Source organism: Nocardioides sp. DN36, assembly GCF_055380375.1.
In genome coordinates, this window is the sequence record NZ_AP043823.1 from 2,348,515 (window position 1) to 2,375,480 (window position 26,966).

Sequence of the window (26,966 nt, forward strand, 5' to 3'; positions counted from 1 at the left end):
CGGTGCGTCTACGGCGTCACCTCGCCCTGACCTTCTTCCACCTGGTCGCGCGCAGGACGTGGTCGCTGCTGTCGAGGCTCGTGACCCGCCAGCTGTACCGGCCCTTGGTCAGCGCTGTCGTCGGCGCATAGCTGGTGGACACCGTCGTGGCCACCTGCTCGACGTACGAACCGCGTCGCAGCTCCCACCGGTAGGAGGCTGCCTGACGGGTGGCCCGCCAGGTGAAGAGCCCGTGCGTTCGGCTGACCTTGCGCCCCGGATGCAGCAGCTTCGGAAGCTGGGCGGCCACCCGGAACCGGTGCCACGGGCTCCACGCACCCGCGTGCAGGTCGTAGTCGGTGCGGCGTACCCGCCACACGAAGTCCTTGCCGAGCGCCTGCAGCGGCTCGCTGGCCGTGTAGGCGGCCTGACGGATGTTGGTCACCTTCAGGGCCAGGTTGGCCGGCGACGCCGTGGTGTCGCTGTTCCGGTAGACCTCCAGGTCGTAGTAGTGCGCGTACGGCAGCGGGTGCCACCGGAACGGCTGGACCCCGTTGACGACGTCGCCGTCCGACGGCGAGGTCACGTCCGGCGTGGGCGACGTCTTGGTGAACTGGCGCACGGGGCTCCAGGTGAGACCGTTGCCGGCCCCGTCGATCGCCTGCACCCTCCAGTAGAGGACCCCCTCCGGGTAGGAGTGCGCGAACTCGGTGTACGTCGTCTGGTCCACCACCTGCTCGTAGACCGCGTCCTGCCGCGTCGGCGCGAAGGAGGGGTTCTGGGACACCTGGATCCGGTAGCTGCGGGCGGCCTGCGTCGGGTGCTCCCGCGTCGCCGGGTCGGTCGTCGACTGGTTGGTGTCGAGGTAGTCGGCCCAGTCGAAGGTGACCTGGTCGGCGACGACCGCGTTGTTCGCGGGTGAGACCAGGCCGACCTCCGGCGACTTCTTCTGGAAGGCGTTGGACGCCTCGTCCGGCGTCAGTCCGCAACCGGAGGCGTTGCAGGACCGGATGAACCAGTAGTACGCCTCACCGGCCTGGGTGTCCGGAAGTGCGACGAACGGGGCGAAGCGGGTGTTGGACGTGCGGACCCAGGACGACGGGCTGCCGATGTCGCCGTACCCGTCGACCATGTTCGTGAAGTTGCGGTCGTGGGCCAGGTAGACGACGTAGGACGTCGCGCCCGGCGCCGGGTCCCAGTCCAGCATGGGCGTCGAGGTGACGCCGGCGCAGACCCCACCTGCGTTGGTGAGCGATGCGGTGCAGGGCGAGGAGCCGTTGCCGTCGAGGACGAGCCGCTGGCCGGTGACCGGCCCGAGCTGGCCAGTCGCGGCCGTCGGCGGGTCCCAGGGGAAGGAGCCCACCTCGGAGAACCGACCGTTGACATCGGGGCCCCACTGGCTGTTGTCGTCGATGGCGCGCACCCGCCAGTAGTACGTGCCCTTCGCGCTGGGCATGCAGCGGTCGTAGTAGTACGAGTAGCCCGACCAGCTCGGCGTGTAGGTGGTCTGCGTGGTCGGGCAGGACCCGAAGCTCCCGGGTATCGAGAAGCCGGGGTCGGTGCCCACGTCGAGGATGTAGCTCGCGGCGTGCTGCGCCGGGGTCCACTGGAAGTAGAGGTCGCCGGTCGGCGTGGAGCCGGAGGCAGGGTTCACCAGGGTGGGCTTGTCCGGCCAGGTTCGCCGGAAGACGCCGGTCCGGTCGGGGTAGACGGGCCACTCCTCGGTCTGGCCGAACACGTCGCGGGCCCGGACCTGCCACCAGTACGAAGCGTTGTCGTAGGTCGTGGGCGGCGAGTAGCGGGTCCCCGTGACGTACTGGCGGTCGGTGATGACGTTGAAGCCGTTGTCGGTGCTCACCCGGACCTCGTAGTCGACGGCACCCGGGACCGGGTCCCACTGCAGGACCACGTCCTCCATGGTGTCGTCCGTCGCCTTGAGGCTCACCGTGGGCAGCGGGGAGATGGAGTAGGACCACTCGGCCGAGGGTCGGGAGTTGACCTCGTTGTCGAAGAACGCGCGCACCCGCCACCAGTAGGTGCCGGGCTGCTGGGTCTCGGTGGGCACCAGTGACGTGGTCCGGGTCGTGTAGGTCTCGGTGTCGACCCAGTCCCGTTCCTCGCCGTCGATCTCCACCTGGTAGCTGCGGGCTCCGGGGACCGGGTCCCACGTCAGGACCGGGGGATGTGCGGGCTGGTCGAGGTCCGCACCGTTGGCGGGCTCGGTCAGGATCGGACCGCTCCGCTGTGCTCGGTTGAAGGCAGCGGTGGACCACTTGCTCCAGCCTCCGCCCTTGGTCGCGGAGACCCGCCAGAACACCTTGCCGAACGGCACGACCGCGGTCGGCGTCGCGTGCGTGTTGACCGTCACGACGTCCATGACAGTGTCGGCGAACGAGCGTGAGGTCGCTGCCTGCACGTGGTACGAGGTCGCACCCCTGACCGGCTTCCAGGACAGCACCACGGCCGTCGTGCTCGACTGGCTGTCCAGCCCTGCCGGCCTCGCCACCGCGGCGAGTGCCGGCGTACCAGTCCACCCCACCAGCAGCGGCGCGAGCACCGCGAGGACCAGCATCCCGATGCGCACCCCGGACCGGGCGCGACGTGTCTCCCCCATTGTTCTTCCCCCTGTCGTCAGGGGACGGAGCGTTGCAGCGCACCGGTGGAGTCGGGGGGCGAACGGTGCAAGCAGGAACGAGCGGCCGGAAGCCCTCCACCCGATCGGGCGGCCGGGACGGCACCACGAGGACCACTCCGGACCATCCGTCCGGGCCATGCCTCGCGCAGGGGTCAGGTCAGGTCGACGGTCCAGCGCGGCAGCCAGCGCTGGGTCAGCGGCCCGATCGCGAGCGCGTACAGCACCGTGCCGAGGCCGGCCACGCCGCCGAGCAGCAGGCCGACCAGCACGACGGCCACCTCGAGGGCGGTGCGCACCAGACGCAGCGACAGGCCGGTACGCCGGTGCAGCCCGGTCATCAGGCCGTCACGAGGCCCCCGGCCCAGCTGGGCACCGATGTACATGGCGCTGGCGAGACCGCACAGCAGCACCCCGCCGACGGTGAGGCCTGCGCGCAGGACCAGGTCGTCGGGACGCCCCAGGAGCGCCAGGGTCGCGTCGGCGGAGAACCCGACGACGAGCGCGTTGGAGATGGTGCCGATCCCCGGGGCCTCCCGCAGCGGGATCCAGGCGAGCAGCACCACGAAGCTCATCACCACGACCGCCTGGCCCAGGCTGATCGGCACGTGCCGGATCAGGCCCGAGTGGAGAACGTCCCAGGGTGCCAGGCCCAGGTCGCCGCGCACCATCATCGCCAGCGAGACGCCGTACAGCACCAGCCCGATGTAGAGCTGGGGCAGCCGGCGGGCCAGTCGGCCCGCGCGCAGCTGCGCGACGGGACCGAGGTCGGTCAGCCCGGGGCGGGCGGTGACGGGGGTGGCGATCGTGGACATGGATCCATCCTGACCAGCGATTGGCCTTCTCCTCAATAGCCAATTGTGGTTCAGTGGACTGCATGACCCAGTCCACAGCGCGCACGGTGAGCGCCACCCGGGTGGCCACCCTCGTCGACGGGTTCGACCGGACGCCTGCCTACGCCGGCCTCTCCGACGCGCTGAGGCTGCTCATCGGCGACGGCCGGATCGGCCTGGGCACCCGCCTGCCCAGCGAGCGCGAGCTGACCGAGGCGCTCGGCGTCTCGCGCACCACGGTGACCAGGGCGTACGCCGCCCTGCGCGACGCGGGCTACGCGGAGGCCCGGCAGGGCTCGGGCACCTTCACCCGGGTGCCCGGGGGACGGGCGCGGGCACACGACCGGGCCCTGCTCCCCCGGCCCGGCGACGACGAGGCGATCGACCTCAACTGCGCGGCCGCGTCCGCGCCCCCCGGGGTGGCGGCGGCGTACGCCGAGGCCGCGGCCGAGCTCCCCGCGTACCTCGGCGGTCACGGCTACTTCCCCGCCGGTCTCCCCCAGCTCCAGCAGGCCATCGCGGCGACGTACGACGCCCGGGGCCTGCCCACGCACCCCGACCAGATCATGGTGACGCCGGGAGCGCTGAGCGCGGCGTCGATCGTCGCCCAGGCGTTCACCGGCCCCGGCGACCGGGTGCTGGTGGAGTCTCCGGTCTACCCGAACGCCACGCAGGCGATCCGGCACAGCGGCGCCCGGCTGGTGCCCGCCCCGGTCGACCCCGACGGGTGGGACCTCGACGCCGTCGGCGCCGCACTCCGGCAAGCGGCACCGAAGCTGGCCTACCTGATCCCCGACTTCCAGAACCCCACCGGCCACGTGATGACCGACGCCCAGCGCGAGGAGTACGCCGCCGCCCTGCGCCGCACCCGAACCGTCGCCGTCGTCGACGAGGCCCACCAGGCGCTGGCGCTGGAGGGCCAGGAGATGCCGCGGCCCTTCGCGGCGTACTCGCCCGACGCGATCACCATCGGGAGCGCCAGCAAGAGCTTCTGGGGCGGCCTGCGGCTGGGCTGGATCCGCTCCCCCGAGGGCCGGATGGAGGAGCTGACCCGGGCGCGGGTCGGGCTCGACCTCGGCGCCCCGGTGATGGAGCAGCTCGTGCTCGCCCGGTTGCTGGCGGACGCCGGGCCGATCCTCCGCGACCACCGCTCGCGGCTGCGCGAGCAGCGCGACGCACTGGCGGCCGCGCTGCGCGACCTGCTTCCCGAGTGGCGCTTCCGGCTCCCCGCGGGTGGTCTCGCCGTCTGGTGCGAGCTGCCCGGTCCGCTCGGCACCGTCGTGGTCGCGGAGGCCGAGCGGCGCGGTGTGATCATCGCGCCCGGCCCGGTCTTCGCCGCCGAGGGTGGGCTCGACCGCTTCGTGCGCATCCCGTGGACGCGCCCACCCGAGGAGCTCGAGGAGGCGGTCCGGCGACTGGCTGCCGCCTGGGAGGTGGTGCGCGGCCGCACCGGCCGGGCCGCTCGCGGCGCCGGCCGGGTGATGGTGGCCTGACCGGGACCCGTCACGCGCAGGTGAACCGGCTGCGATCGACGACCAGCTCGCCGCGCGCGTTCAGCGTCACCTTGCCCGAGCCCCGCAGCGTGTACGTCGACCCGTCGGTCCCGCGCAGGGTGCTGCGCAGCCGGAACTGCCCGACCCTCAGGACGTCGTCGCCCTCGGGCGTCACCCCGACGAGGATCCCGTCGACCTTCTCGCGGTAGGTCCCGGTGTACGTCGGCAGCGCAGCGTCGTCGGGGACCAGCTCGACGAGTCCGTCGACCGCGCCGTTGACGTGCACCTCCCCCGGCTGCTGGCCGCCCGAGGCGATGACGACCCGGTAGCCGCCGTGCCGCACCTCGTGGAAGGTGCCGGCCCAGGCAACGCACAGGCCCTCGCCCGCGCCAAAGTGCTCGGCCGCGTCGTACTCCTCGGCCAGGTAGTGGTGCTCGGCGCCGGCGTTGGCCGGCGCAGGAGCGCCGACGAGTGCCGTCACGGCGGCGACGGTGGTGACGAGGCCCAGCAGGGCGCGCTTGGTCATGGCGCCCTTCCTCAGCCGATGACGCAGAACAGGGCTGCGACTGCCAGGGCCAGGGAGCCGACCGCGGCCGCGCCGGCGCTGGTGGCGGACAGCGAGCCGAGCCGGCGCCGGTGCTCCATCGCCAGGGCGACGGCGGTGGCCCCGAAGACCAGCGGCCAGCTCGACCAGAAGGCGACGACGGTGACGGCCGCCGCCACGGCGAGCCCGAGTGCGGTGCGGGACAGCCGTCGTGGCGATCCCGCCCGCGCCCAGAGGCCCAGCGAGACCGAGATCGCCGCGGCCACGAGGACGAAGCCGGCGTAGGCGATGAGGTCGCCCGTCCCGACCCCGCTGTCGGACCCGGAGTCGGCGTTGAGGTCGTAGGCCTCGCCCGCGGTCATGGACACGGCGAAGACCGCGGCCCCGAAGGCCGAGGCCACGAGCGGATGCAGGACGTCGACCCCGTGCGAGTGGACGGTGCTGGTCGGTGTGGTCATGGCTTGCTCCCTCTCCTGTGGTGTCGGACCCGGCCAGCACAGCACCACAGCCGCGGAGCCGGATGGGCCCGCAGCCCCGGTCGGCCCGGGAGGGTCTCCCGGGTCTCCCGAGACACCGGTCCCGGGACAGCGCGGCCCTCGCGGGCGCACACTGCAGACATGTGGGCCGAGCGCGACGAGCGGTGGCTGCGGGCAGCCGGCTGGTCCCTGGCTGCCCTTGCCCTCCTGCTGCTCGCCACGGTGCCGTTCTCGGTGTCGGGGGACGTGTACACCCGACCCGACGTGGTCACCCCGGCACCGGACGGCTGGGTCGCCCCCGCGGTGGTCTCCTTCGCCCTCTCGGGGGCGGCGCTCATCCACCTGCGGCCGCGCAACGCGATCGGCTGGCTGCTGGTCGGCTCCGCGCTTCTGCAGGTGACCAACGTGGCCGCCGACGCCTACGCGACGCGCGCCCTGACCGACCCGGACGGTTCGCTGCCGCTCGGCCTGCCCGCCGCCTGGCTGGCGTCGTTCACGTGGTTCCCGTCGCTGCTGCTGCCGATCATCGTGCTGCCGCCGCTCTACCCCACGGGCCGGCCGGCGTCGAGGTTCTGGTCCTGGCACGTGCGCATCGCCCTGCTCGGCATCGCGCTGGCCGTGCTGGCCGTCGCGACCGGGCCGGGCGGGGTGGACGACAGCGTCCGTGGCACCGAGCTCCCCTGGGACGTGCCGGCCTGGTGGGTCTACCTGGTCGGTCCGCCGGCCGGGGCGCTGCTGATCGGGACCGCCGCGGTCACGATCGTGGGCACCCTGGTCCGCGTCGTGGGCGCGCGTGCCCCCGAGCGGCAGCAGCTGCTGTGGCTGCTGGTGGTGGTCACCGCCATGATCGCCACGGTCTTCAGCCAGCACCGCGTGCTGTTCGTGGTGTCGTACTGCCTGGTCCCGGTCGCCGTCGCGGTCGGCGTGCTGCGGTACCGGCTGCTGGGCATCGAGCTGGTGGTCCGTCGCACGTTGCTCTACGTCCCGCTCACGTTGCTCGTCGCCCTCGTCGTCGGGGGACTCACCACCGCGCTCGCCCGCCTCGCGCCGGACGGACCGCTGCCGCTGCTGGCGGCCTCCGCGGTCGTGGCGGTGCTGGTCATCCCGCTCGCGGCCCGGCTGCGGGTCCTGGTCGACAGGTTCGTGCGCGGGGAGCGGGCCGATCCGCTCGACGTCGTCGACCGGCTCGGCGCCGGGCTCGCGGTCGAGCACGACGACCCGGTGGTCGCGATGCTCGAGGCCGTCGCGTCCGCGGCGGGCGCGACGTACGCCGCGGTGTGCGACGAGGAGGGCCACCGGCTCGCGACGGTCGGGGAGCCGACCGCGACGACCCTCGAGCTGCCGCTGCGCCACGGCGGCTCGGTCCTGGGCACGCTGTCGGTCGGCCCCCGACGCGGTGCACGCGAGGTGTCCGACGCCGATGCCCGGCTGCTGCTCGCGCTCGCACCCCACCTCGCCGTCGTCGTCCGCTCGCAGCGGCTGACCGCGGACCTCGCACAGGAGCGTGCGCGCGTCACCGAGGCGACGCTGGCCGAGCGCGATCGTCTCCGCCGGGACCTGCACGACGGTCTCGGCCCCTCCCTGTCCGGGATCGCGCTGGGGCTGGAGGCCGCCACGACGGCGCTGCGGACCGACCTCGACGCGGCAGGCGAGCTGCTCGCCCGGACCCGGGAGGAGTCCGAGGCGGCGGTGCGTGAGGTCAGGCGGGTGATCGACGGGCTGCGACCGACCTCGCTCGACCTGCACGGCCTGGAGGGCGCCGTCCGCGACACGGCCTCCTCGCTCGGCATGGGCAGGGCCGGGGCCCCCTGCCTCGAGCTCTCCGCTGACCGACTCCCTGCCCTGCCGCCTGCGGTCGAGGAGGCCGCCTTCCGGATCCTCGCCGAGTCCCTGACCAACGTGGTGCGGCACGCGGACGCGCGGCGGTGCGACGTACGCCTGGTCCGCGCCAACGGCGACCTGCGCCTGCTCGTGACCGACGACGGCCACGGCTTCGCCGCCGGCCCGGGTCCCGGGCACGGTCTCGACTCCATGAGGAAGCGGGCCGCTGACCTCGGCGGGACCCTCGAGGTGGGGCCCGCCCGTCCGCACGGCACCACCGTCAGCGTCGTGCTTCCCCTGGCGGGCACGTCATGACGATCCGCGTGGTGCTGGCCGACGACCACCCCATGTACCGCTATGGCCTGGCCGCGGTGCTCCAGCAGGCGGACTCGATCGAGGTCGTCGCGGACGTCGGGGACGGCGCCGAGCTCGTGGTGCGCGTCCGCGACCTGGAGCCGGACGTGGTGATCACCGACCTGTCGATGCCGGGCCTCGACGGCCTCCAGGTGACGCGCCGACTGCTCGAGAGCAGTCCCGACCTGCCGGTCCTGGTCCTGACCATGCACGAGGACGACGAGCACGTCTTCGCCGCGCTCCGCGCCGGGGCCCGCGGCTACCTCGTCAAGGGCTCGGACGCCGCGGAGATCGTGCGCGCGGTGGAGTCGGTAGCGGCGGGCGAGGCGGTGTACGGCGCCTCGGTCGCGCGGCGGATCGTCGCGTACCTCGGCGGGCACGACGGCGCCCCGGCGGCTCCCCCGACACCGGCGTTCCCGCACCTCACGCCCCGCGAGCGCGAGGTCCTCGAGCTGCTGGCCGAGGGCTGCCGCAACCACGAGATCGCTCGGCGCCTCGGCATGTCGGAGAAGACGGTCCGCAACCACATCTCGCAGGTGCTGGCCAAGCTCCAGGTGCCCGACCGCACCGCGGCCGCCCTGCGCGCCCGGGAGGCGGGCCTCCGACCCCCGAGCGGGTGAGGCGGGTTCCCTCGGATAGTCCGGCACGTTCCTGACAAGACTCGCCGGCCGATCCCGTCAGAACGTGCCGGACTATCCGTTCAGAACGTGCCGGACTATCCGTTCAGACGAGGTCGACCGCGCGGACCGAGACCGCGTCGATGGCCTGCTGGATCTCGGCGAGGGCCTCGTGCGGGATGGCGGAGTCGACGGAGAGGGCGACGAGGGCCTGGCCGCCCTTGGAGTCGCGGGCGACCTGCATGCCGGCGATGTTCACACCCGCGTCACCGAGGATCCCGCCGACCGTGCCGACCATGCCGGGACGGTCGGAGTAACGGAAGAACGCGAGGTGGTCGGTCGGCTCGATGTCGACGTCGAAGCCGTTCACCTCGACGAGCCGCTCCTTCTGGTTGATCCCGATCAGGGTGCCGCTGACGGAGACCTGGGACCCGTCGGCGAGGGTGCCGCGGATGGTGATCAGGTTGCGGTGGTCGGGGCTCTCCGGGTCGGCCACCAGGCGTACGGCGCAGCCGCGCTCGGCCGCGAGCAGCGGGGCGTTCACGTAGGAGACCTGCTCCTCGACGATGTCGGCGAAGACCCCCTTGAGCGCGGCGAGCTCGAGCACCTTGACGTCGTAGTCGGTGATCTCGCCGCGGACCTCGACGTCGACCTGCTGGGCCACCTCGCCGGCCAGCCCCGTGAAGACCCGGCCCAGCTTCTCGGTCAGCGGGATGCCCGGCCGTACTTCCTCGGCGATCACCCCGCCCTGCACGTTGACGGCGTCGGGCACCAGCTCGCCGGCCAGCGCGAGGCGCACCGACCGGGCGACGGCCAGGCCCGCCTTCTCCTGCGCCTCGTCGGTCGAGGCTCCGAGGTGCGGGGTCGCGACGACGTTCTCGAGCTCGAACAAGGGGCTGTCGGTGCACGGCTCCTGCGCGAACACGTCGAGCCCGGCGGCCGCCACGCGGCCCTCCTTCAGCGCGGCGTACAGCGCTGCCTCGTCGACGATGCCCCCGCGCGCGGCGTTGACCAGGACGAGGGAGCGCTTGACCTTGGCGAGCTGCTCGGCGCCGATCAGCCCGATCGTCTCGGGGGTCCTCGGCAGGTGCACCGACATGAAGTCGGCCTCGGCGAGCAGGGTGTCGAGGTCGACCAGCCGGACACCCATCTGCGCGGCGCGGCCGGCCTGGACGTACGGGTCGTGGGCCACGACCTTCATCCCGAAGGCCGAGAGCCGCTGCGCGACGAGGACGCCGATCCGGCCCAGGCCGACGATGCCCACGGTCTTCTCGTACAGCTCCGTCCCGGTGTAGCGGGACCGCTTCCACTCACCGTGGCGCAGGGCCTGGTGCGCCGGTGAGATGTGCCGGGCGGCCGCCAGCATCAGCCCGACGGCGAGCTCGGCGGCCGAGACGATGTTGGAGGTCGGGGCGTTGACGACCATGACGCCGGACTGGGTGGCCGACCGCACGTCCACGTTGTCGAGGCCCACGCCCGCACGGGCCACGACCTTCAGCCGGGACGCGGCGGCCAGCGCCTCGGCGTCGACCTTCGTCGCCGAGCGGACCAGGATCGCGTCGGCGTCCGCGATCGCCGGAAGCAGCTGACCCCGGTCCGCGCCGTCGCAGGTGCGGATCTCGAAGTCCGGGCCGAGCGCCTCGACGGTGGCCGGGCTCAGCTCCTCGGCGATGAGTACGACGGGCTTGGTCACAGCGGTGTCCTTGCTCCTGGAGTACAGGCTGGCGTGCACGACGCTGTGCGGCTCTCCACACTACCCGAGCCCGCTGCGGTAAATCGGTTGTGTCCGCGCCCACCCGCGCCGTTAGTCTTCCGCCGTGGACATCGCCTGACGACCTCGAGCCCTCCCGCCCGCGCGGGGCCCTTCTCGTCATCCCTGGAGCGCCCATGTCCACCACCCTCACCATCGCCGGCCTCGACGTCTCGTTCGCCGCCCGCACCCTCTTCACCGGCCTCGACCTGGTCCTGGCCGACGGCTCGGTCACCGCCGTCGTCGGCCCCAACGGCGCCGGCAAGTCGACCCTCATGCGGACCATCGTCGGCGAGCTGCCGGTCGAGTCCGGCTCCGTCAGGCTGGCCCCGCGCGACGCGACCGTGGGCTGGCTGCCCCAGGTGGTCCCCGACCCGGCGGAGTCCCTCCTCGCGTACGCCCGCCGACGTACCGGTGTCGAGGCCGCCGACCGCGACCTCGAGCGCACGACCGCGGCCCTCGCGGACGAGGCGCCCGGGGCCGATGAGGAGTACGCCGCGGCGCTGGACCGCTGGCTGGCGCTCGGCGCCGCCGACCTCGAGGACCGGCTTCCCCAGGTGGCCGCGTCCGTCGGGCTGGACGTCGCGCCGGACCGCCCGCTCGGCAGCCTGTCGGGCGGTCAGGCCGCCCGGGCCGCCTTGGTGGCCGTGCTGCTGAGCAGGTACGACGTGCTGCTGCTCGACGAGCCGACCAACGACCTCGACGCCCGCGGGCTCGCGCTCGTGGTGGACTTCGTGAGCGCCCACCGCGGACCGGTCCTGATCGCCAGCCACGACCGCGCGTTCCTGGACCGGGTCGCGACGGACGTGGTCGAGCTCGACCTGCCCCAGCAGCGGATCGGCCACTACAGCGGCGGCTGGTCGGAGTACGCAGCTGCCCGCGAGCTGGTCCGCCGCCAGGCGTGGGAGGCCTACGAGACCTACGCCGGCCGGCGCGACGACCTGGTCTCGCAGGCCCGGCGCCGTGACGACTGGGCCGCCAAGGGTCGCCGCAACGTCGCCGCCGGGGACGAGCCGGACAAGCACATCAGGGAGAAGCACCGCGCCCGCGCCGACCGCCAGGGCGCCAAGGCGGCACGGCTGAAGAGGGCCGTCGACCGGCTCGACGTGGTCGAGCAGCCCCGCAAGGAGTGGGAGCTGCGCTACTCGATCACGCCGGGACCGGACCCGGCCGCCGTGGTCGCCACGCTCGACGCGGCCGAGGTGGTCCGGGACGGGTTCCGGCTCGGACCGGTCGACCTGACCGTGGGGCGCGGCGACCGGATCGCCGTCGCGGGCGACAACGGCAGCGGCAAGACCACCCTGGTCAAGGCGCTGCTCGGCGAGCTCCCGCTGTCCTCCGGTCGTCAGTCGCTCGGGACCCGGGTGCGGACCGGGGTCCTGGACCAGCGCCGGTCGTTGCTCGACTCCGACGCATCGGTCGTCGACGTGGTGCGCGCCGAGCTGGCCGGTCCGGACGGCCAGGGCCCGGACCGTGGGCAGGTGCGCACGCTGCTGGCGAAGTTCGGGCTCGGGAGCGAGCACGTCGACCGACCCGCCCGGACCCTCTCCATGGGCGAGCGGACCCGGGCGCTGATGGCGGTCTTCCAGGCGCGGGAGGTGAACGTGCTCGTCCTGGACGAGCCGACCAACCACCTCGACGTGGCCGCCATCGAGCAGCTGGAGTCGGCCCTGGCCGACTACACCGGCACGCTGCTGGTGGTCAGCCACGACGAGGCGCTGGTCGAGTCGCTCGGGCTCACCCACCGCTGGCACGTCGACGCCGGCCGGGTGTCGGTGTCCGAGCCCTGACGTCGACCTGTCGCAGCTTCACGCCAGGGGACGTCGACCTGTCGCAGCTTCACGCCGGGTAACGTCGACCCGTCGCAGCTTCACGCCAGGGGACGTCGACCTGTCGCAGCTTCACGCTGAATAACGTCGACCCGTCGCAGCTTCACCCCGTACGACGCCGACCTGTCGTGGCTTCACGACAGGTCGACGCCCTGAGCCGTGAACCAGCGACGGGTCGGTGTCAGGCGAAGAGCGCCTGGCCGACGTACTCCCCCGACTGCACGCCGGGCGGCACCGCGAAGAGCGCGGAGCCGGAGACCTTGAGGTACTCCATGAGCGCGTCGACCTTCGCCATCTTGGTCTGCACCGGGATGAAGTGGGTCCGCGGGTCGCGGACGTAGGCGAGGAAGAAGAGGCCGGCGTTGAGGCCACCGAGCGCGTCCGTCCCGTCCACGAAGTTGTAGCCGCGGCGCAGCATCCGCACCCCGTCGTTGTGGTCGGGATGGACCACGCTGACGTGGGAGTCACGCGGGATGATCGGCCCGTCGCTGCCCGGCATCGAGAAGTCGGGCTCGGTGAACTCCTCACCGCCGGAGAGGGGCGCGCCGCTGGCCTTCGTGCGGCCCACGAACGCCTCCTGGTCGCCGAGGGGCTGGCGGTCCCAGACCTCGATGGTCATGTTGATGCGCCGGGCGACGAGGTAGGAGCCACCGGCCAGCCAGTCCGCACCCGTGTCGTCGCCGGAGCCGACCCACACGTGGTCGTCGAGGGCATCGGACTCCTCGGCCTTCACGTTGGCGGTGCCGTCCTTGAAGCCGAACAGGTTGCGCGGCGTGGACTGGGCGGTCGACGTGGTGGAGGTGCGCCCGAAGCCGAGCTGCGACCAGCGCACGGAGACCACGCCGAAGCCGATCCGGGCCAGGTTGCGGATCGCGTGCACGGCGACCTGCGGGTCGTCGGCGCAGGCCTGGACGCACAGGTCGCCGCCCGAGCGCGCCGGGTCGAGGTTGTCACCCGGGAAGTGCGGCAGGTCGCGCAGCGCCTCGGGCTGCCGGTCGGCGAGCCCGAAGCGGTCCTTGCCATCGGCGTCGCGGAACAGGCCCGGCCCGAAGCCGAACGTGATCGTCAGGCCGCCCGGGTCGAGACCGATCGCCTCGCCGGTGTCGTCCGGCGGCAGGTTCGCGGCGCCCTCCACCGGGCCGATCTCGCCGGCGGGCAGGCCCCGGGTCATCCGGTCGGCGGCCTCGGTCCAGGACTCGAGCAGCGCGATGAGCTGGGCCCGGGACTTCGTGGTGACGTCGAACGCGGCGAAGTGCAGTCGGTCCTGCGCGGGGGTGACGATGCCGGCCTGGTGCTCGCCGCGGAAGGCGTACGCCGCGTCGGCACCCCCCGACGCCCCGACGCTGTCGTCGGCGCTGGCCCGGCCCGCCACGAACGCGCCGGCCACGCCGACGGCGGCAGCGCCGCCACCGACGAGGCTCCTGCGGGAGACGTTGAGCGGTCCGGACATGGTCAGCCGATGACCGCCGCGGTCAGGTGGGAGAGCGGCTCGGAGAGCGCGTTCACGGCATCCGCGAGCTGCTTGACCTCCTCGGTCGAGAGCTGGTCGTACGACGTGAACCCGTCGCCTTCGCGCTGCGCGTCGAGCAGCTCCTGGAGCGCGTCGAAGCGCTCGTCGAGGGTCTCCTCGAGCTCGGGGTCGTTGCGCTCGAGGACGGGCTCGAGGACCTCGAAGGACTTCTTGGCGCCGTCGACGTTGGCCTGGAAGTCCCACAGGTCGGTGCGCGACCAGTACTCCTCCTCGCCGGTCACCTTGCCCGTCGCGACCTCCTCCATCAGCCCGCGGGAGCCGTTGGCGATCTGGTCGACGGTGAACCCGAGCTCGCCGATGCGGCCGTCGAGCGTCTTGGTGTTGGCGAGCAGGTCGTCGGCGAAGACGGCGCGCTGCTTCATGCTCAACGACTCGTACTTCTCGGCCCGGGCCGGCCAGAGGTCCTTCTCGATGCGGTGCCAGCCGGTCCACTTCTGGCCGGGCTCGAGGTCGGCCTCGCGGGCGTCCATCTTCGGGTCGAGGTCACCGAAGGACTCGGCCACCGTCTCGATGCGCTCCCAGTGGGTGCGGACCTCGGGGTAGAGCGCCTTGGCGGTCCGGTCGTCGCCGGACTTGTACGCCGCGACGAACTTCTCGGTGCCGGTGAGCAGCTGGTCGGACTCGTCCTGGACGAACTCGCCGTACTCCCCCTGCGCCTTGTCGATCATGGCCGCCTCGTCGGCGGAGGTGTCGACCTTCTCCCCCGAGTCGGTGACGGTGAAGTCGGCCCGGATGCCGTCGCCGTTCATGCCGGGCTTGCAGGCGGTCACGTAGGTTCCGGGGGCGGCGTTGACGACGAGCTGACGGGTGAGGTTCGGCCCGATGTTCTCCACCTCGCCGACGATGCGCTTGCCGCCCTCGTCGTAGAGGTAGAACTCGGTGACCTTCGAGCCGTCGTTGGTGACGTCGAACGTCAGCTTGCCCGACGGGGCCTCGTCGACCGAGAGGTCGCAGGCGTCGTCGGTGGAGCTGACCGTGATGGTGCGGTCGTCGTCGCTCGCGGTGTCGGTGGAGCCGTTCTGGGTGCAGGCGGCCAGGGCGGGGACCGCCACGAGGACGGCCGTGAGCAGGGGAAGACGCATCGGGGTGAGAGTCCTTCAGGTGCGTGTGGTCAGGGCAGGAAGGTCAGCGGGCAACCGGGGCGGCGGGCTGCGGCTGCTTCGCGGGCTGAGGCTGCGCCGAGCGGCGGCGTACGCCGTAGATGAACAGCGCCATCGTGGGCACTGCGTAGAGCAGCCAGGCCGTCGCCTCGAGCACCGTGGTGACCGGCGAGAAGTTGAAGACGCCCTTGAGCAGCGTGGCGTACCACGTGCCGGGGTCGATGGTGCCGGACACGTCGAACGCGATGGTGTTGAGACCCGGCAGGATCCCGGCCTCCTGCAGGTCGTGGACGCCGTAGGACAGCACCCCGGCGGCGACGAGGATCAGGAAGGCGCCGGTCCAGGTGAAGAAGCGGCTGAGGTTGATCGAGATCGCGCCGCGGTAGATGAGGTAGCCCAGCACGACGGCGGTGCCCAGCCCGAGCGCGGCGCCGAGCAGCGGCTGCCACGTCGCGGTCGCGGCGCCGGCGGCCTCGCGGGTGCCGGCCTGGGTGGCCGCCCACAGGAACAGCGCCGTCTCCAGGCCCTCGCGTCCGACGGCCAGGACGGCGACCAGCGCGAGCGACCAGCGGGTGCCGTCGGCGGCCTTGTCGATCTGGCCGCGCAGCTCCCCGCCCATCGCGCGGGCGGCGCGGGCCATCCAGAAGATCATCCAGGTGACGAAGCCGACGGCCACGATCGAGAGCGTGCCGCCGATGGCCTCCTGCGCCTCGAACGTGAGGCCGCGGGGACCCCAGGTGAGCAGCGCACCGAACGCGAGGCTGACCCCGACCGCGACCCCGACGCCGGCCCAGATGCGGGGCAGCAGGTGGCGGCGGTCCGTCTTCACGAGGTAGGCGACGAGGATGCTCACGACGAGCGCGGCCTCGAGGCCCTCGCGAAGGCCGATCAGGTAGTTGGCGAGCACGGCGCTTTCCTTTGCAGGTGAGGCTGGGCTTACTTAGGTACGCCTAACCTTACAGCCGCCTCCCCGATCGGCGGAACCCGCGTCCGACCCCCGGTCCACGCGAAATGGATCACACTCCCCCACCAGGACCAGGTCGAGTCGGCGCAAGCTGGTCGTGAAAACACGTCGAGTCGGCGCAACCTCGTCGCTGGGCAACGAGCTTGCGCCGACTCGACGGGATCAGACGCTGCAGCCGTCCGGGCCGCAGACGTCGCCGCCGCCGACCAGGTCGAGGCGGGGTCGCGACTCGGCCCAGGCACGCTCGAGGACCTGGTCGAAGACCTCGCCGGGCTGGGCCCCGGAGACGCCGTACTTCTCGTCGATCACGAAGAAGGGCACGCCGGTGGCGCCGTACGCCCGCGCCTGAGCGACGTCCGCCGCGACGGCCTCGGCGTACTCGTCGGAGGTCAGGACCTCCTTGACCCGGGTCTCGTCGAGGCCGACACCCGCCGCGACGGCGGCGAGGACCTCGTGGTCACCCACGTCCCGGGCGTCGAGGAAGTACGCCGCGAGCAGCGCCTCCTTCAGCTCCACCTGCAGGGAGGGACCGCCGGCCTCGAGGGCCAGGTGCAGCAACCGGTGCGCGTCCACGGTGTTGGTGTGCACGTTGTCGAAGAGCCGGAACGCCAGGCCCTCCTCGGCGGCGAGGTCGATGAGCTGCTGCTGCATCTGCCGCATCTCGGCCTCGCTGCGGCCGTACTTGCGGGCCAGCACGCCGGTGGTCAGCTCGTGGCCGTGCTGCGGCGCCGAGGGGTCGAGCTCGAACGAGCGGTAGACCACCTCGATCCGGTCCGCCGCCACGGGGTCGGCCTCCGCCAGCCGGGCCAGGGCCTCCTCCAGCCGACGCTTGCCGACGTAGCACCACGGGCAGACGACGTCACTCCAGATCTCGATGCGCATGCGTGGTGGAACGTTCAACGACCCCCCGGTTGTTCCTCAAATGGGATAGTCCGGCACGTTCTGACCACCCGGAACGTGCCGGACCATCACAAACGTGCCGGACTATCTCGTCAGAAACGTGCCGGACTATCTGTCGTCAGCGGGCGGAGGTGCCCTCGACGTAGTCGGAGTCGTGGCTCTTGACCCACGACATCAGCTTGCGCAGCTCGCGGCCGGTCTTCTCGATCGGGTGCTGCTCGGCCTGCTCGCGGAACTTCTTGAACTCCGGCGAGCCCGCCTCCTGGTCGTCGATGAAGCGCTTGGCGAAGGAGCCGTTCTTGATGTCCTCGAGGACGCCCTTCATGTTCTCCTTCACGTGCTCGTCGATCACCCGGGGGCCGGAGACGTAGTCGCCGTACTCCGCGGTGTCGGAGACCGACCAGCGCTGCTTGGCGATGCCGCCCTCGTACATCAGGTCGACGATCAGCTTGAGCTCGTGCAGGCACTCGAAGTAGGCGACCTCGGGCTGGTAGCCGGCCTCGGTGAGCACCTCGAAGCCGTACATCACCAGCTGGCTGGCACCACCGCACAGGACGGCCTGCTCACCGAACAGGTCGGTCTCGGTCTCCTCGGTGAAGGTCGTCTTGATGCCGCCGGCGCGCAGGCCGCCGATCGCCTTGGCGTAGGACAGCGCGAGGTCCCAGGCCTGGCCCGAGGCATCCTTCTCGACCGCGACGAGCACCGGCACGCCGCGCCCGTCGACGTACTCGCGACGGACCAGGTGGCCCGGCCCCTTCGGCGCGACCATGAAGACGTCGACGCCCTCGGGCGGGGTGATGTAGCCGAAGCGGATGTTGAAGCCGTGACCGAACACCAGGGTGTCGCCCTCGGCGAGCTGCGGGGCGATCTCCTCGGCGTACAGCTTCCGCTGGTGCTGGTCGGGCGCCAGGATCACGATGACGTCGGCCTCCTCGGCCGCCTCCGCCGGCGTGAGGACGCGCAGGCCCTCGGCCTCCGCCTTCGCCCGGCTCTTCGACCCCGGCTGCAGGCCGACCCGGACGTCGACGCCCGAGTCGCGCAGCGACAGGGCGTGGGCGTGGCCCTGGCTGCCGTAGCCGATGACGGCCACGTTCTTGCCCTGGATCAGGGCGAGGTCGGCGTCGTCGTCGTAGAACATCTCAGCCACTGGGGCTCTCCTTCTGGGTTGTCTTCTGTGTACGTCGGGTGGTGCTGGTGGTCAGCCGGTGGCCGCGGGAGGCGCGGGGATCGGGACCGGGCGCAGGGTCCGCTCGCTGATGGACCGGGAGCCCCGACCGATGGCGACCATGCCGGACTGGACGAGCTCGCGGATGCCGAAGGGCTCCACGACCTTGAGGAACGACGCGAGCTTGTCGCCGTTGCCGGTCACCTCGATCGTGATCGCGTCGGTCGCGACGTCGACGACCCGGGCCTTGAACAGGCCGACGGCGTCGAGGACCTGGCCGCGGGAGTCCGCGTCGGCCCTGACCTTGACCAGGAGCAGCTCGCGGTTGACCGAGGCGGGGCCGTCGAGCTCGACGATCTTGATCACCTCGACGAGCTTGTTCAGCTGCTTGGTCACCTGCTCGAGCGGGGACTCCTCGACGTTGACCACGATGGTCATCCGGGAGACCTCGTCGTGCTCGGTCGGGCCCACGGCGAGCGAGTCGATGTTGAAGCCGCGGCGGCTGAACAGGCCCGCGATCCGGGCCAGGACGCCGGGCTTGTTCTCGACGAGAACGGACAGGGTGTGCTTGCTCATCGACGTCCTCACTTCGTTCCGGGCGCCGATGAGGCTCTCAGGGCGCTCTCCTGGATTACTCGCTCGCTTCGCTCACTCATGTCAGATCCCTCAGAGCTCGTCTTCGTCGAACTTCGGCGCCATGTCCCGGGCGTACTTGATGTCGTCGTTGCTGGTGCCGGCGGCCACCATCGGCCACACCATCGCGTCGCGGTGGACCCGGAAGTCCACGACGACCGGGACGTCGTCGATCTCCATCGCCTTGTCGATGGTCGCGTCGACGTCGGCCGGGCTCTCGCACGAGAGCCCCACGCAGCCGTAGGCCTCGGCGAGCTTCACGAAGTCGGGGATCCGCTTGGAGTGCAGGTCGGTGTTGGAGTAGCGCTCGTTGTAGAAGAGCGTCTGCCACTGGCGCACCATGCCGAGCGACTCGTTGTTGATCACCGCGACCTTGATCGGGATGTTGTTGATCGCGCAGGTGGCCAGCTCCTGGTTGGTCATCTGGAAGCAGCCGTCGCCGTCGATCGCCCACACCGTGGTGTCCGGGCAGCCGACCTTCGCGCCCATGGCGGCGGGCACGGAGTAGCCCATGGTGCCGAGGCCGCCGGAGTTGAGCCAGGTGTTCGGCTTCTCGTAGCCGATGAAGTGCGCGGCCCACATCTGGTGCTGGCCGACGCCGGAGGTGTAGATGGCGTCCGGGCCGGCGATCTTCCCCAGCCGCTCGATGACGTACTGCGGGGCGAGGCTGCCGTCGGCGGGCTCGTCGTACCCCAGGGGGTAGCGCTGCTTGATCCCGGCCAGGAACTCGACCCAGGCCTCGTAGTCACCGGTGTGGCCGGCGTCGGCCTCGGCCTTCAGCGCCACCAGCAGGTCGCTGATCACCTCGCGGCAGTCGCCGACGATCGGCACGTCGGCGATGCGGTTCTTGCCGATCTCGGCGGGGTCGATGTCGGCGTGGATGACCTTGGCGCCGGGGGCGAACGAGTCGAGGTTGCCGGTCACCCGGTCGTCGAAGCGCGCGCCCAGGCTGATGATCAGGTCGCTGCGCTGCAGCCCGGCCACCGCCGCGACGGTGCCGTGCATGCCGGGCATGCCGAGGTGCTGGGGGTGGCTGTCGGGGAACGCGCCCCGGGCCATCAGCGTGGTGACCACGGGCATGCCGGTGAACTCCGCGAGCACCTTGAGCTCACGCGACGCCCCGGCACGGATGGTGCCGCCGCCGACGTAGAGCACCGGCCGGCGGGCCTCGAGGATCAGCTTGGCCGCCTCGCGGATCTGCTTGGAGTGCGGCCGGGTGACGGGGCGGTAGCCGGGCAGGTTCAGCTCGGTCGGCCACCGGAAGGTCGTCGTGGACTGGAGCGCCGACTTCGCCACGTCGACGAGCACCGGGCCGGGCCGACCGGTCGAGGCGAGGTAGAACGCCTCGGCCACGGTCCGGGGGATCTCGGCGGGGTCGGTCACCAGGAAGTTGTGCTTGGTGATGGGCATCGTGATGCCCCGGATGTCGGCCTCCTGAAACGCGTCGGTGCCGATCATCGACGCGCCGACCTGGCCGGTCACCGCGACCATCGGGACCGAGTCCATGTGCGCGTCGGCCAGCGGCGTCACCAGGTTGGTCGCCCCCGGGCCGGAGGTGGCCATGCAGACGCCCACCTTGCCGGTGGCCGCGGCGTACCCCTGGGCGGCGTGGCCGGCCCCCTGCTCGTGTCGCACGAGGATGTGGCGGATCGCCCTGGAGTCCATCAGGGGGTCGTACGCCGGGAGGATCGCGCCGCCCGGGATGCCGAAGATGTTCTCGGCGCCGGCCGCCTCCAGCGACTTGATCAGGCTCTGCGCGCCCGTGATCTGCTCGCTCATCTGGTGCTTCCTCGTCCTCACTGTCTGCGATCTCGCCCGTGCGGGCCCCGGCCAACAAAAAACCCCTCGGCCGTTGGGCAACGAGGGGTCGACGCGCGTGCTGTGGTCGGTGGACTCAGCTCACGCGTCGCGTGCGTACAAGAATCTGCTGGCGCATGCGAGCACGGTAGCCGTCGGGCCTCGGGTCCGTCATCCGAGTCTGTCAGGCGTCCCACTATCTGGTACGCCGGTCCCGAGTTCCGAGACGCCCGACGGTGTCGGTCGAGGACTCAGCCACGCCCTTCCGGCGTGCACACGCAGGCCCGGTTGCCCTCGGCGTCGGCCAGCACCCAGAACGCGGGCGCGGCCGCGTCGGACACCATCGTGCCGCCGGCGGCGAGCGCCGCGTCGATGCGGGCCTGTGCCTGCTCGATCGGGACGATCACGTCGAGGTGCCACCGCTGGCGAGGCGTCTCGTGCGCGTCGGTCTCCTGGGTCCAGACCGTCGGCAGCCGGCCGTCGCGGTCGAGGATCTCGCGACCGGGGAAGGTCGGGCTGTCGCCGAAGCCGAGCAGCGCCCGCCAGAACGGGAGCACCGCGTCGCGGTCGGCCGTGTCGAGGCCGAGCTCGAGGGTCGTGATCCGGTCGGGCGCGGCCGGCACGCCCTGCGAGGCCGCCAGCTCGCTGATCCGGCGGGCCAGACGGAGGTCGCGGTCGGTCACGCCACCCACGTCGTGGCTGACCAGCTTCACGGCGAGGAACGGGTAGCGCAGGTCGAGGTCGGGATGGTGGTCGGCCTCCTCGGCCGCAGCGGCGACGGCATCGGCGAGGGCGATGCCGGTCGCGAAGTCGCCGGTGGCGAACCGCGCGTGCAGCCCGCCGACCAGCCAGCGCCAGTCGTCGAGACCGGCCTCCTTGACCTCGGCGTAGCTGCGGATGATCCGGTCGACGCTCACGGCAGCACCTCCTGTCCGATCGGGCCGGGGTTGACGGCGATCTCCCAGCGGAAGCCGTCGGGGTCGCCGAAGTAGCCGGTGTAGCCGCCCCAGTCGCGCCGGACGGCTGCGGTGACGGGCTCGGCCCCGGCCGCGCGGGCGGTCTCGAGGACGGCGTCGACCTCGTCCTCGGTGCGCACGTTGTGGGCGAGCGTGATCGGCACGACTCCCTCGCCCCGCCGGATCGGGCCGACCTCGCCCTCGAAGCCGCTCTCGCTCCACAGCGACAGCACGACGTGCTCCCCCACCTTGATCATCAGCACCTCCCCCGGGACGTCGAGCGCCGGCGTCCACCCGAGGCCGTCGACGTAGAACGCCCGGGTCGCGTCGAGGTCGCGCACCGCCAGGGTCACGAAGCTGATCCGCTGGTCCATGGCGCCACTGTGACACAGGCCACCGACATGCCCCTAGGCTCGGCGCGTGAGCTCGTCGCGCGCCCGGCAGTGGCACACGGTCACCGCCCTGGTCACGCTCGCCCGCGACCCGGCGTACGACGGCGCCGGCTGGCGCGTGCTGCGGCTGGCGGGACTGGTCGGCATCACCGTCACCGGCCTCGTGCACTTCGTGCTCCTGCGCCCCCTGCTCGACCTCGACGGCCTGAACTACGTCGCCGACAAGCTGCTGCACGTCGCGGTCCCCCTGCTGGCGGTCGTGGGCTGGGCCGTGTTCGGGCCGCGGCCGCGGACGAGCGGCCGCACCGTCGCCCTGACCCTGCTCTGGCCGCTGGCGTGCTCGTCTGGACCCTGGCGACGGGCGCGCTGACCGGGTGGTACCCCTACCCGTTCATCGACGTGGGCGAGCGGGGCTGGGCACCCGTCCTCGTCACGTCGGCAGGGGTGACGGGGCTGGTGCTGCTCCTCTGCGGAGCCGTCGTCCTCGTCGAGCGACGCTCGCCCTCCGCGCCGGCCGCCACTACCGTCGCTCCATGAGCACCGCGGAGCAGATCGACCCGACCGTGACGCCCTCCGGGGCGGGGCGCGTGGAGTGCGAGGCGGGCGGCGGGTGGTGGGTCCACCTCCGGCGCTGCGCACGGTGCGGTCACATCGGTTGCTGTGACAGCTCGCCCGCGCAGCACGCCACCGCCCACTACCGCGAGACCGGGCACGCGGTCGTCACCAGCTTCGAGCCCGGCGAGGACTGGTTCTGGGACTACGCCGTCGAGAAGGGGGTCGCCGGCGTCGCACTGGCGCCGCCGACCTCGCACCCGGAGGACCAGCCGGCCCCCGGTCCCCGGGGCCGGGTCCCCGCGGACTGGCAGGACCAGGTCCACCGTTGAGCCCGGCTGAGGCCGGGCGCTACCCCACCGCGATCCGCTCGAGCTCGGGGTGCGCGTCGCGCGAGAACGTGGCGCGGTAGTCCCGTGGCGAGGTGCCCAGCGAGCGCTGGAAGTGGCTGCGCAGCGTGACCGCCGACCCGAAGCCGCTGCGGTGCGCGACGACCTCGACCGGCAGGTCGGTGGTCTCCAGCAGCCGCTGGGCCAGCAGCGTGCGCTGCTGCAGCAGCCACTGGTGCGCACTGGTGCCGGTCCGCTGGCGGAACTGGCGGGTGAAGGTGCGTCGGCTCATGACGGCGCGGTCGGCCAGGTCCTCCACGCCGAGGGGCTCGTCGAGGTGCTCGAGCGCCCAGCGCATGGCGGCGGCCAGCCCGTCGTCGTCGCGGACGGCGGGCACGGGCACGTCGACGTACTGCGCCTGGCCTCCTGCCCGGTGCGGTGGGACCACCATCCGCCGGGCGACCGCGTTCGCCACCTCGGCGCCGCTCAGGCCGCGCAGCAGGTGCAGGCACAGGTCGATCGCCGCGGCGGTGCCCGCCGAGGTGAGGACGTCCCCCTCGTCGACGTAGAGCACCTTCGGCTCGACCCGCACGAGCGGGTACCTCGCGGCCAGCTCGTCGGCGTACCGCCAGTGGGTGGTGGCCCGGCGCCCGTCGAGCAGCCCCGCCTCGGCGAGGACGAACGCCCCTCCGCACAGCCCGGCGATCCGCGCCCCGCGGGCGTGCGCGCGACGGAGCGTCGCGAGCAGCCGGGCGGGCGGCGCCTCGTCGGCGAGCCGGCCCCACCACGGGACGATGACGATCTCGGCGTCCTCGAGGGCCTCGAGGCCGTACGGCGTCTGCAGCGTGACACCACTGCTGGTCTGCAGCGGTCCGCGCTCGGCCCGCGCCACCAGCACCTCGTGCCGCGGCAGGCCCATGTCGCTGCGGTCGGCGCCCAGCACCTCGCAGGGCACGGACAGGTGGAACAGCGGCGTCCGGTCCATCGCGACCACGGCGATCCTGGCCATCGGGGCTCCTCTCGTCGGTTCCAGCCTAGGGACCGGACGTCCCGGTGACCACGGCCCGCGGGCCATCCGTCGCTCGGTTCGGGCCAACTGTCCGAAGCTGGCCCGAATCGGGCGGACGCTGTCCCACGGGCCACTGTCGGACGACCGGGACCGGTTCCACGCTGGGCGGGTCAGTCCCCCTCCGAAAGGCCATCCGATGCCCAGCCCCCGCTCCCTCGGCGCCCTGGCCGCCGCTGTCACGACCCTGTCCTGGGGTGCCCAGTTCCCCGTCGCCGCCTCGGCCTTCGAGCACGTGGACCCGGTGTGGCTCACCGCGATCCGCTACGGCACGGCCAGTGCCGTCCTCCTCGTGCTGCTGGCGGCCGTGGAGGGGCGTACGGCGTTCGCCCGCGACCCGCTCCTCCCCCGGGTGGCCGTGCTCGGCACCATCGGCTTCGCCGGCTTCAACCTGCTCGCCTTCGTCGGCCTGACCCGGACGACTCCGCAGGCCGCGTCGCTCATCGTCTCGACGATGCCGCTCATCACCGCGTTCGTCCTGTGGGCGCGCACCGGCGTCGCACCACGGCCGACGACCTGGTGGACCAGCGCCGTCGCGCTCCTCGGCGTGGCGCTCGTGCTCGGCGACGGGCACGTCGAGCGGGTGCTGCACGGCGGCGTCGGGTGGGGCGACCTCCTGGTGCTCCTCGGCGCCACCTCGTGGGTGGTCTACACGACCGGAGCGGCGACGGTGCCCGGCTGGTCCCCCCTGCGCTACACCGCGCTCAGCGCCGGCGCCGGCAGCGTGGTGATCGTCGTGATCGCGGTGGCCCTCAGCGCCGCCGGCGTGCTGCACGCGCCGTCACCCGGCGACGTGACCGCCGTGGGGTGGCAGCTCGCCTACGTCACGCTGGTGGCCGCCGTCGTCGCCGTGCTCTGCTGGAACCACGCCATGCGCGCGCTCGGCGCCCAGGACGGCGTGCTGTTCATCAACCTGGTGCCGGTGACGACGTTCACGATCCAGGCGCTGCGCGGCGACTCGCCCCACCCCGGCGAGCTGCTCGGCGTCGCCGTCACCCTCGCCGCACTGGTCGCCAGCAACCTCGTGGCCCGGCGCGCTCAGGCCACCCCGACCACCTCGCGGACCGCCTCGAGCCCGCGGCGTACCTCCGCGAAGGAGGTCGAGAGCGGCGAGAGCCCGATCCTGAGCCCGTCCGGGTCGCGGTAGTCCGGGATGACGTCGCGCTCCCACAGCGTCGCGGTCACCTCGCGCATCCGCGGGTGGTTGAGGGTCACGTGGCCGCCGCGTCGCTTCGGGTCCCGGGGTGAGGCGACCGTGACGCCGGCGGGTCCGAGCAGCTCGTCGGCCACCGCGACGGCGTACTCGGTCAGGGCCACCGACTTGTCGCGGACCGCGGGCATCCCCACCTCGTCGACGAGCGCCAGCATGTCCTGCACTGCGAGCATCCCGACGATGGGCGGCGTCCCGGACAGGAAGCGTCGGATCCCGTCCGCGGGGGCGTACTCGGGGCCCATGAGGAACGGGTCGGCGGCACCCATCCAGCCCTGGATGGGCTGGGTGAGCTCGGCGAGGTGGCGCTCGGCGACGTAGACGAAGGCCGGGGAGCCGGGTCCGCCGTTGAGGTACTTGTAGGTGCAGCCCACGGCCAGGTCCACCTCGGCCGCGTCGAGCTGCAGCGGCACCGATCCCACCGAGTGGCTGAGGTCCCACAGCACCAGCGCCCCGGCCTCGTGGGCGATGCGGGTCAGCCCGGGCAGGTCGGCGAGCCAGGCCGAGCGGTAGGCGACGTGGCTGAGCAGCACCAGCGCGGTCTCCGGTCCGACGGCCCCGGCGAGCTGCTCGGCGGTCACGCCGGCCGTCGTGTCCACGTCGATCCAGCGCAGCCGGACACCGCACTCGCGCTCGAGACCCTGGGCCAGGAACCGGTCGGTCGGGAAGTTGTCGCGGTCGACCACGATCTCGGTCCGTCCCGGCCGGGCCGCCAGCGCGGCGCGCATCGCCTTGTAGAGCAGCACGGTCGTGGAGTCGCCGATCGTGGTCTGGCCCGGCCCCGCCCCCAGGCAGGTCCGCCCGAGCTCGTCCCCGATCACGAGGGGCAGCTCGAACCAGCGCTCGTCCCACCCTCGGATCAGCCGGCCGCCCCACTCCTCCTCGACGAACCGGGCCAGCCGCGGCCCGGTCACACGCAGCGGACGACCCAGCGAGTTCCCGTCGAAGTAGACCAGCGGCGCCTCCGCACCGACGAAGTGGTTTCGGTACGACGCCAGCGGGTCGTCGCGGTCGAGCTGCTCGGCGGTGGGATCAGTCACGCGCCATGTCTACCGGACCGGTGCCCTCCCGGGCGGGCCGACGCGTCAGCCAGCCGACGCCGAGCCCGATCACGACGCCGATCACGGTCTCGACGCCGCGGTCCCACAGCAGCGTGCCGGCGGGGGTCGGCGCGACGACGTGCACCATCAGCAGCGCCAGCGGCGTGACCGCCACCAGCGCCAGGGCGTAGTTGCGGCCGACCAGCAGCTCGGCGGCGACCTGGAGCAGCACGATTACACCGATGAGCACCAGGCCGCGGGGGTCGAGCTCGAAGAGCAGCGCAGCGACGGCGAGCCCCAGCCCGGTGCCGACGACGCGGTGCAGGCCGCGGCTGGCCTGGTGGCCCAGGTCTCGCGCCGCCAGCGGCACGACCGCGGAGACCATCGCCCAGTACGGGTGCCCGATCCCGGCGGCGGTCGCGATCGAGCCGGCGACCAGGACCGCGAGGCCGTTGCGCAGAGCGTGCCGGCGGGCGACCTCGGCGTACTCCCTGCGTCGTACGACGGGGCGCGGCGCGGGCGGGCCCGTGCGGACCCTGCGCCACCAGCCCCCGGCGGCGCCGACGAGCACGGAGAAGGCCGCGGAGGCGCCCGCGACGGCCAGCGCCGCCAGGACGTCAGCGGGGGTGCTCGGCAGCGAGGCGCAGGCGGCGAACGCGAACACCAGGAACAGCGGGCCGGGCGGGTGCCAGTCCTGGGCGTCGGAGACCAGGGACCCGCCGGTCGCCACCAGGGCGGTGGCAGGCACGGCCAGCCAGGCGCGGTGCGGCGAGAGGCCGACGACGACCCCCGCTGCGGTCGCCGAGGTCAGCAGCACCGCCAGGGTGGCCTGCATCCGGGTCCGGGACAGGTGGAGGTGGTTGCGACCGTAGAGGGAGGTGAACGCGCCGAACGCCGCGTAGATCGACCACTCCTGCCGGCCGACGGCCCACAGCGCCAGCAGCGGGACGAGGACGCTGACGCCGGCCCGCAGCGCCACCCGGTGGGCGCCGGCGTGCGGGCC

At 72.6% G+C, this 26,966-nt stretch carries 23 protein-coding genes and 1 pseudogene; 7 read left to right on the forward strand and 17 right to left on the reverse strand.

Annotation, left to right across the window (positions count from 1 at the left end; translation table 11 throughout):
- Window positions 1-16: 16 nt before the first annotated feature.
- Together ACZ43H_RS12155 and yczE are read right to left on the reverse strand one after the other, a co-directional pair.
- Window positions 17-2,593 carry a fibronectin type III domain-containing protein gene (locus ACZ43H_RS12155; protein WP_464590640.1) on the reverse strand — a complete coding sequence of 859 codons (2,577 nt, stop codon included), beginning with the start codon at window positions 2,591-2,593 and terminating at the stop codon, window positions 17-19.
- A gap of 173 nt (window positions 2,594-2,766) precedes the next feature.
- Window positions 2,767-3,426 carry a membrane protein YczE gene (gene yczE / locus ACZ43H_RS12160; protein WP_464590642.1) on the reverse strand — a complete coding sequence of 220 codons (660 nt, stop codon included), beginning with the start codon at window positions 3,424-3,426 and terminating at the stop codon, window positions 2,767-2,769.
- A 62-nt stretch (window positions 3,427-3,488) separates the two neighbouring features.
- Between yczE and yczR the strand changes: the two genes are divergently transcribed.
- Window positions 3,489-4,937: a MocR-like transcription factor YczR gene (gene yczR / locus ACZ43H_RS12165; RefSeq protein WP_464590644.1), complete on the forward strand. Its 1,449-nt coding sequence runs from the start codon at window positions 3,489-3,491 to the stop codon at window positions 4,935-4,937.
- A 10-nt stretch (window positions 4,938-4,947) separates the two neighbouring features.
- Here yczR and ACZ43H_RS12170 read toward each other — a convergent pair whose 3' ends face one another.
- On the reverse strand, window positions 4,948-5,463 hold the full coding sequence (locus tag ACZ43H_RS12170) for a hypothetical protein (RefSeq protein WP_464590646.1): 516 nt from the start codon (window positions 5,461-5,463) through the stop codon (window positions 4,948-4,950).
- A gap of 11 nt (window positions 5,464-5,474) precedes the next feature.
- The gene (locus ACZ43H_RS12175) at window positions 5,475-5,939 is read right to left on the reverse strand and encodes a hypothetical protein (RefSeq protein ID WP_464590648.1); all 465 of its coding nucleotides are present in this window, start codon (window positions 5,937-5,939) and stop codon (window positions 5,475-5,477) included.
- Window positions 5,940-6,098: 159 nt separating this feature from the next.
- Between ACZ43H_RS12175 and ACZ43H_RS12180 the strand changes: the two genes are divergently transcribed.
- Window positions 6,099-8,093, forward strand: a complete 1,995-nt coding sequence (locus ACZ43H_RS12180) for a sensor histidine kinase (protein ID WP_464590650.1) — start codon at window positions 6,099-6,101, stop codon at window positions 8,091-8,093.
- Complete coding sequence (locus ACZ43H_RS12185; protein WP_464590652.1) at window positions 8,090-8,752, forward strand: response regulator transcription factor; 663 nt, start codon at window positions 8,090-8,092, stop codon at window positions 8,750-8,752. Before ACZ43H_RS12180 ends, ACZ43H_RS12185 begins: the two co-directional genes overlap by 4 nt.
- Before the next feature lie 103 nt (window positions 8,753-8,855).
- On the opposite strand, the gene serA is transcribed toward ACZ43H_RS12185, so the two are convergent.
- Window positions 8,856-10,442, reverse strand: a complete 1,587-nt coding sequence (gene serA / locus ACZ43H_RS12190) for a phosphoglycerate dehydrogenase (protein WP_464590654.1) — start codon at window positions 10,440-10,442, stop codon at window positions 8,856-8,858.
- Between the two features lie 194 nt (window positions 10,443-10,636).
- On the opposite strand from serA, the gene ACZ43H_RS12195 reads away from it, so the two are divergent.
- Window positions 10,637-12,289, forward strand: a complete 1,653-nt coding sequence (locus ACZ43H_RS12195) for an ABC-F family ATP-binding cassette domain-containing protein (RefSeq protein ID WP_464590656.1) — start codon at window positions 10,637-10,639, stop codon at window positions 12,287-12,289.
- A gap of 220 nt (window positions 12,290-12,509) precedes the next feature.
- Here ACZ43H_RS12195 and efeB read toward each other — a convergent pair whose 3' ends face one another.
- From efeB to ACZ43H_RS12240, 9 genes are all read right to left on the reverse strand, one after another.
- Window positions 12,510-13,778 carry an iron uptake transporter deferrochelatase/peroxidase subunit gene (gene efeB, locus ACZ43H_RS12200; protein ID WP_464590658.1) on the reverse strand — a complete coding sequence of 423 codons (1,269 nt, stop codon included), beginning with the start codon at window positions 13,776-13,778 and terminating at the stop codon, window positions 12,510-12,512.
- Window positions 13,779-13,780: 2 nt separating this feature from the next.
- Entirely contained in the window at window positions 13,781-14,941 is a 1,161-nt protein-coding gene (gene efeO, locus ACZ43H_RS12205; protein ID WP_464590660.1) for an iron uptake system protein EfeO, read from the reverse strand.
- A gap of 43 nt (window positions 14,942-14,984) precedes the next feature.
- A complete protein-coding gene (gene efeU, locus ACZ43H_RS12210) occupies window positions 14,985-15,866 on the reverse strand; it encodes an iron uptake transporter permease EfeU (protein WP_464590662.1) in 882 nt (293 codons plus the stop codon).
- 219 nt (window positions 15,867-16,085) lie between these two features.
- Entirely contained in the window at window positions 16,086-16,805 is a 720-nt protein-coding gene (locus tag ACZ43H_RS12215) for a DsbA family oxidoreductase (protein WP_464590664.1), read from the reverse strand.
- Window positions 16,806-16,941: 136 nt separating this feature from the next.
- The gene (gene ilvC, locus ACZ43H_RS12220) at window positions 16,942-17,970 is read right to left on the reverse strand and encodes a ketol-acid reductoisomerase (protein WP_464590666.1); all 1,029 of its coding nucleotides are present in this window, start codon (window positions 17,968-17,970) and stop codon (window positions 16,942-16,944) included.
- Between the two features lie 51 nt (window positions 17,971-18,021).
- Window positions 18,022-18,564, reverse strand: coding sequence for an acetolactate synthase small subunit (ilvN, locus tag ACZ43H_RS12225; RefSeq protein ID WP_464590668.1), 543 nt, complete (start codon window positions 18,562-18,564; stop codon window positions 18,022-18,024).
- A gap of 90 nt (window positions 18,565-18,654) precedes the next feature.
- Window positions 18,655-20,400 carry an acetolactate synthase large subunit gene (locus ACZ43H_RS12230; RefSeq protein WP_464590670.1) on the reverse strand — a complete coding sequence of 582 codons (1,746 nt, stop codon included), beginning with the start codon at window positions 20,398-20,400 and terminating at the stop codon, window positions 18,655-18,657.
- A 269-nt stretch (window positions 20,401-20,669) separates the two neighbouring features.
- The gene (locus tag ACZ43H_RS12235) at window positions 20,670-21,335 is read right to left on the reverse strand and encodes a 4a-hydroxytetrahydrobiopterin dehydratase (RefSeq protein ID WP_464590672.1); all 666 of its coding nucleotides are present in this window, start codon (window positions 21,333-21,335) and stop codon (window positions 20,670-20,672) included.
- Complete coding sequence (locus ACZ43H_RS12240) at window positions 21,332-21,748, reverse strand: VOC family protein (protein WP_464590674.1); 417 nt, start codon at window positions 21,746-21,748, stop codon at window positions 21,332-21,334. The genes ACZ43H_RS12235 and ACZ43H_RS12240 overlap by 4 nt, the downstream gene beginning before the upstream one ends.
- Before the next feature lie 190 nt (window positions 21,749-21,938).
- Between ACZ43H_RS12240 and ACZ43H_RS12245 the strand changes: the two are divergent.
- Window positions 21,939-22,303 (forward strand): annotated as a pseudogene (locus tag ACZ43H_RS12245) (Pr6Pr family membrane protein).
- On the forward strand, window positions 22,300-22,650 hold the full coding sequence (locus ACZ43H_RS12250) for a UBP-type zinc finger domain-containing protein (RefSeq protein WP_464590676.1): 351 nt from the start codon (window positions 22,300-22,302) through the stop codon (window positions 22,648-22,650). Before ACZ43H_RS12245 ends, ACZ43H_RS12250 begins: the two are co-directional and overlap by 4 nt.
- A gap of 19 nt (window positions 22,651-22,669) precedes the next feature.
- On the opposite strand, the gene ACZ43H_RS12255 is transcribed toward ACZ43H_RS12250, so the two are convergent.
- Complete coding sequence (locus ACZ43H_RS12255; RefSeq protein ID WP_464590678.1) at window positions 22,670-23,656, reverse strand: GlxA family transcriptional regulator; 987 nt, start codon at window positions 23,654-23,656, stop codon at window positions 22,670-22,672.
- Between the two features lie 196 nt (window positions 23,657-23,852).
- Here ACZ43H_RS12255 and ACZ43H_RS12260 point away from each other — a divergent pair, with 196 nt between their 5' ends.
- A complete protein-coding gene (locus ACZ43H_RS12260; protein ID WP_464590680.1) occupies window positions 23,853-24,860 on the forward strand; it encodes a DMT family transporter in 1,008 nt (335 codons plus the stop codon).
- On the opposite strand, the gene ACZ43H_RS12265 is transcribed toward ACZ43H_RS12260, so the two are convergent.
- Window positions 24,752-25,963 carry a kynureninase gene (locus ACZ43H_RS12265; protein WP_464590682.1) on the reverse strand — a complete coding sequence of 404 codons (1,212 nt, stop codon included), beginning with the start codon at window positions 25,961-25,963 and terminating at the stop codon, window positions 24,752-24,754. The genes ACZ43H_RS12260 and ACZ43H_RS12265 overlap by 109 nt on opposite strands.
- A complete protein-coding gene (locus ACZ43H_RS12270) occupies window positions 25,956-26,942 on the reverse strand; it encodes an FUSC family protein (protein WP_464590684.1) in 987 nt (328 codons plus the stop codon). The genes ACZ43H_RS12265 and ACZ43H_RS12270 overlap by 8 nt, the downstream gene beginning before the upstream one ends.
- Between the last annotated feature and the right edge of the window lie 24 nt (window positions 26,943-26,966).

What these genes read in the sequence shown, in the direction of transcription:
- yczE (WP_464590642.1), bottom strand. Translation starts at nt 3,426, where the DNA reads ATGTCCACGATCGCCACCCCCGTCACCGCCCGCCCCGGGCTGACCGAC.
- efeB (WP_464590658.1), bottom strand. Translation starts at nt 13,778, where the DNA reads ATGTCCGGACCGCTCAACGTCTCCCGCAGGAGCCTCGTCGGTGGCGGC.
- ACZ43H_RS12260 (WP_464590680.1), top strand. Translation starts at nt 23,853, where the DNA reads ATGCCCAGCCCCCGCTCCCTCGGCGCCCTGGCCGCCGCTGTCACGACC.
- efeO (WP_464590660.1), bottom strand. Translation starts at nt 14,941, where the DNA reads ATGCGTCTTCCCCTGCTCACGGCCGTCCTCGTGGCGGTCCCCGCCCTG.
- ACZ43H_RS12250 (WP_464590676.1), top strand. Translation starts at nt 22,300, where the DNA reads ATGAGCACCGCGGAGCAGATCGACCCGACCGTGACGCCCTCCGGGGCG.
- ilvN (WP_464590668.1), bottom strand. Translation starts at nt 18,564, where the DNA reads ATGAGCAAGCACACCCTGTCCGTTCTCGTCGAGAACAAGCCCGGCGTC.
- ACZ43H_RS12215 (WP_464590664.1), bottom strand. Translation starts at nt 16,805, where the DNA reads ATGCGCATCGAGATCTGGAGTGACGTCGTCTGCCCGTGGTGCTACGTC.
- ACZ43H_RS12170 (WP_464590646.1), bottom strand. Translation starts at nt 5,463, where the DNA reads ATGACCAAGCGCGCCCTGCTGGGCCTCGTCACCACCGTCGCCGCCGTG.
- ACZ43H_RS12255 (WP_464590678.1), bottom strand. Translation starts at nt 23,656, where the DNA reads ATGGCCAGGATCGCCGTGGTCGCGATGGACCGGACGCCGCTGTTCCAC.
- ACZ43H_RS12175 (WP_464590648.1), bottom strand. Translation starts at nt 5,939, where the DNA reads ATGACCACACCGACCAGCACCGTCCACTCGCACGGGGTCGACGTCCTG.
- ACZ43H_RS12240 (WP_464590674.1), bottom strand. Translation starts at nt 21,748, where the DNA reads ATGGACCAGCGGATCAGCTTCGTGACCCTGGCGGTGCGCGACCTCGAC.
- ACZ43H_RS12180 (WP_464590650.1), top strand. Translation starts at nt 6,099, where the DNA reads ATGTGGGCCGAGCGCGACGAGCGGTGGCTGCGGGCAGCCGGCTGGTCC.
- ACZ43H_RS12230 (WP_464590670.1), bottom strand. Translation starts at nt 20,400, where the DNA reads ATGAGCGAGCAGATCACGGGCGCGCAGAGCCTGATCAAGTCGCTGGAG.
- ACZ43H_RS12195 (WP_464590656.1), top strand. Translation starts at nt 10,637, where the DNA reads ATGTCCACCACCCTCACCATCGCCGGCCTCGACGTCTCGTTCGCCGCC.
- yczR (WP_464590644.1), top strand. Translation starts at nt 3,489, where the DNA reads ATGACCCAGTCCACAGCGCGCACGGTGAGCGCCACCCGGGTGGCCACC.
- ACZ43H_RS12155 (WP_464590640.1), bottom strand. Translation starts at nt 2,593, where the DNA reads ATGGGGGAGACACGTCGCGCCCGGTCCGGGGTGCGCATCGGGATGCTG.
- ACZ43H_RS12185 (WP_464590652.1), top strand. Translation starts at nt 8,090, where the DNA reads ATGACGATCCGCGTGGTGCTGGCCGACGACCACCCCATGTACCGCTAT.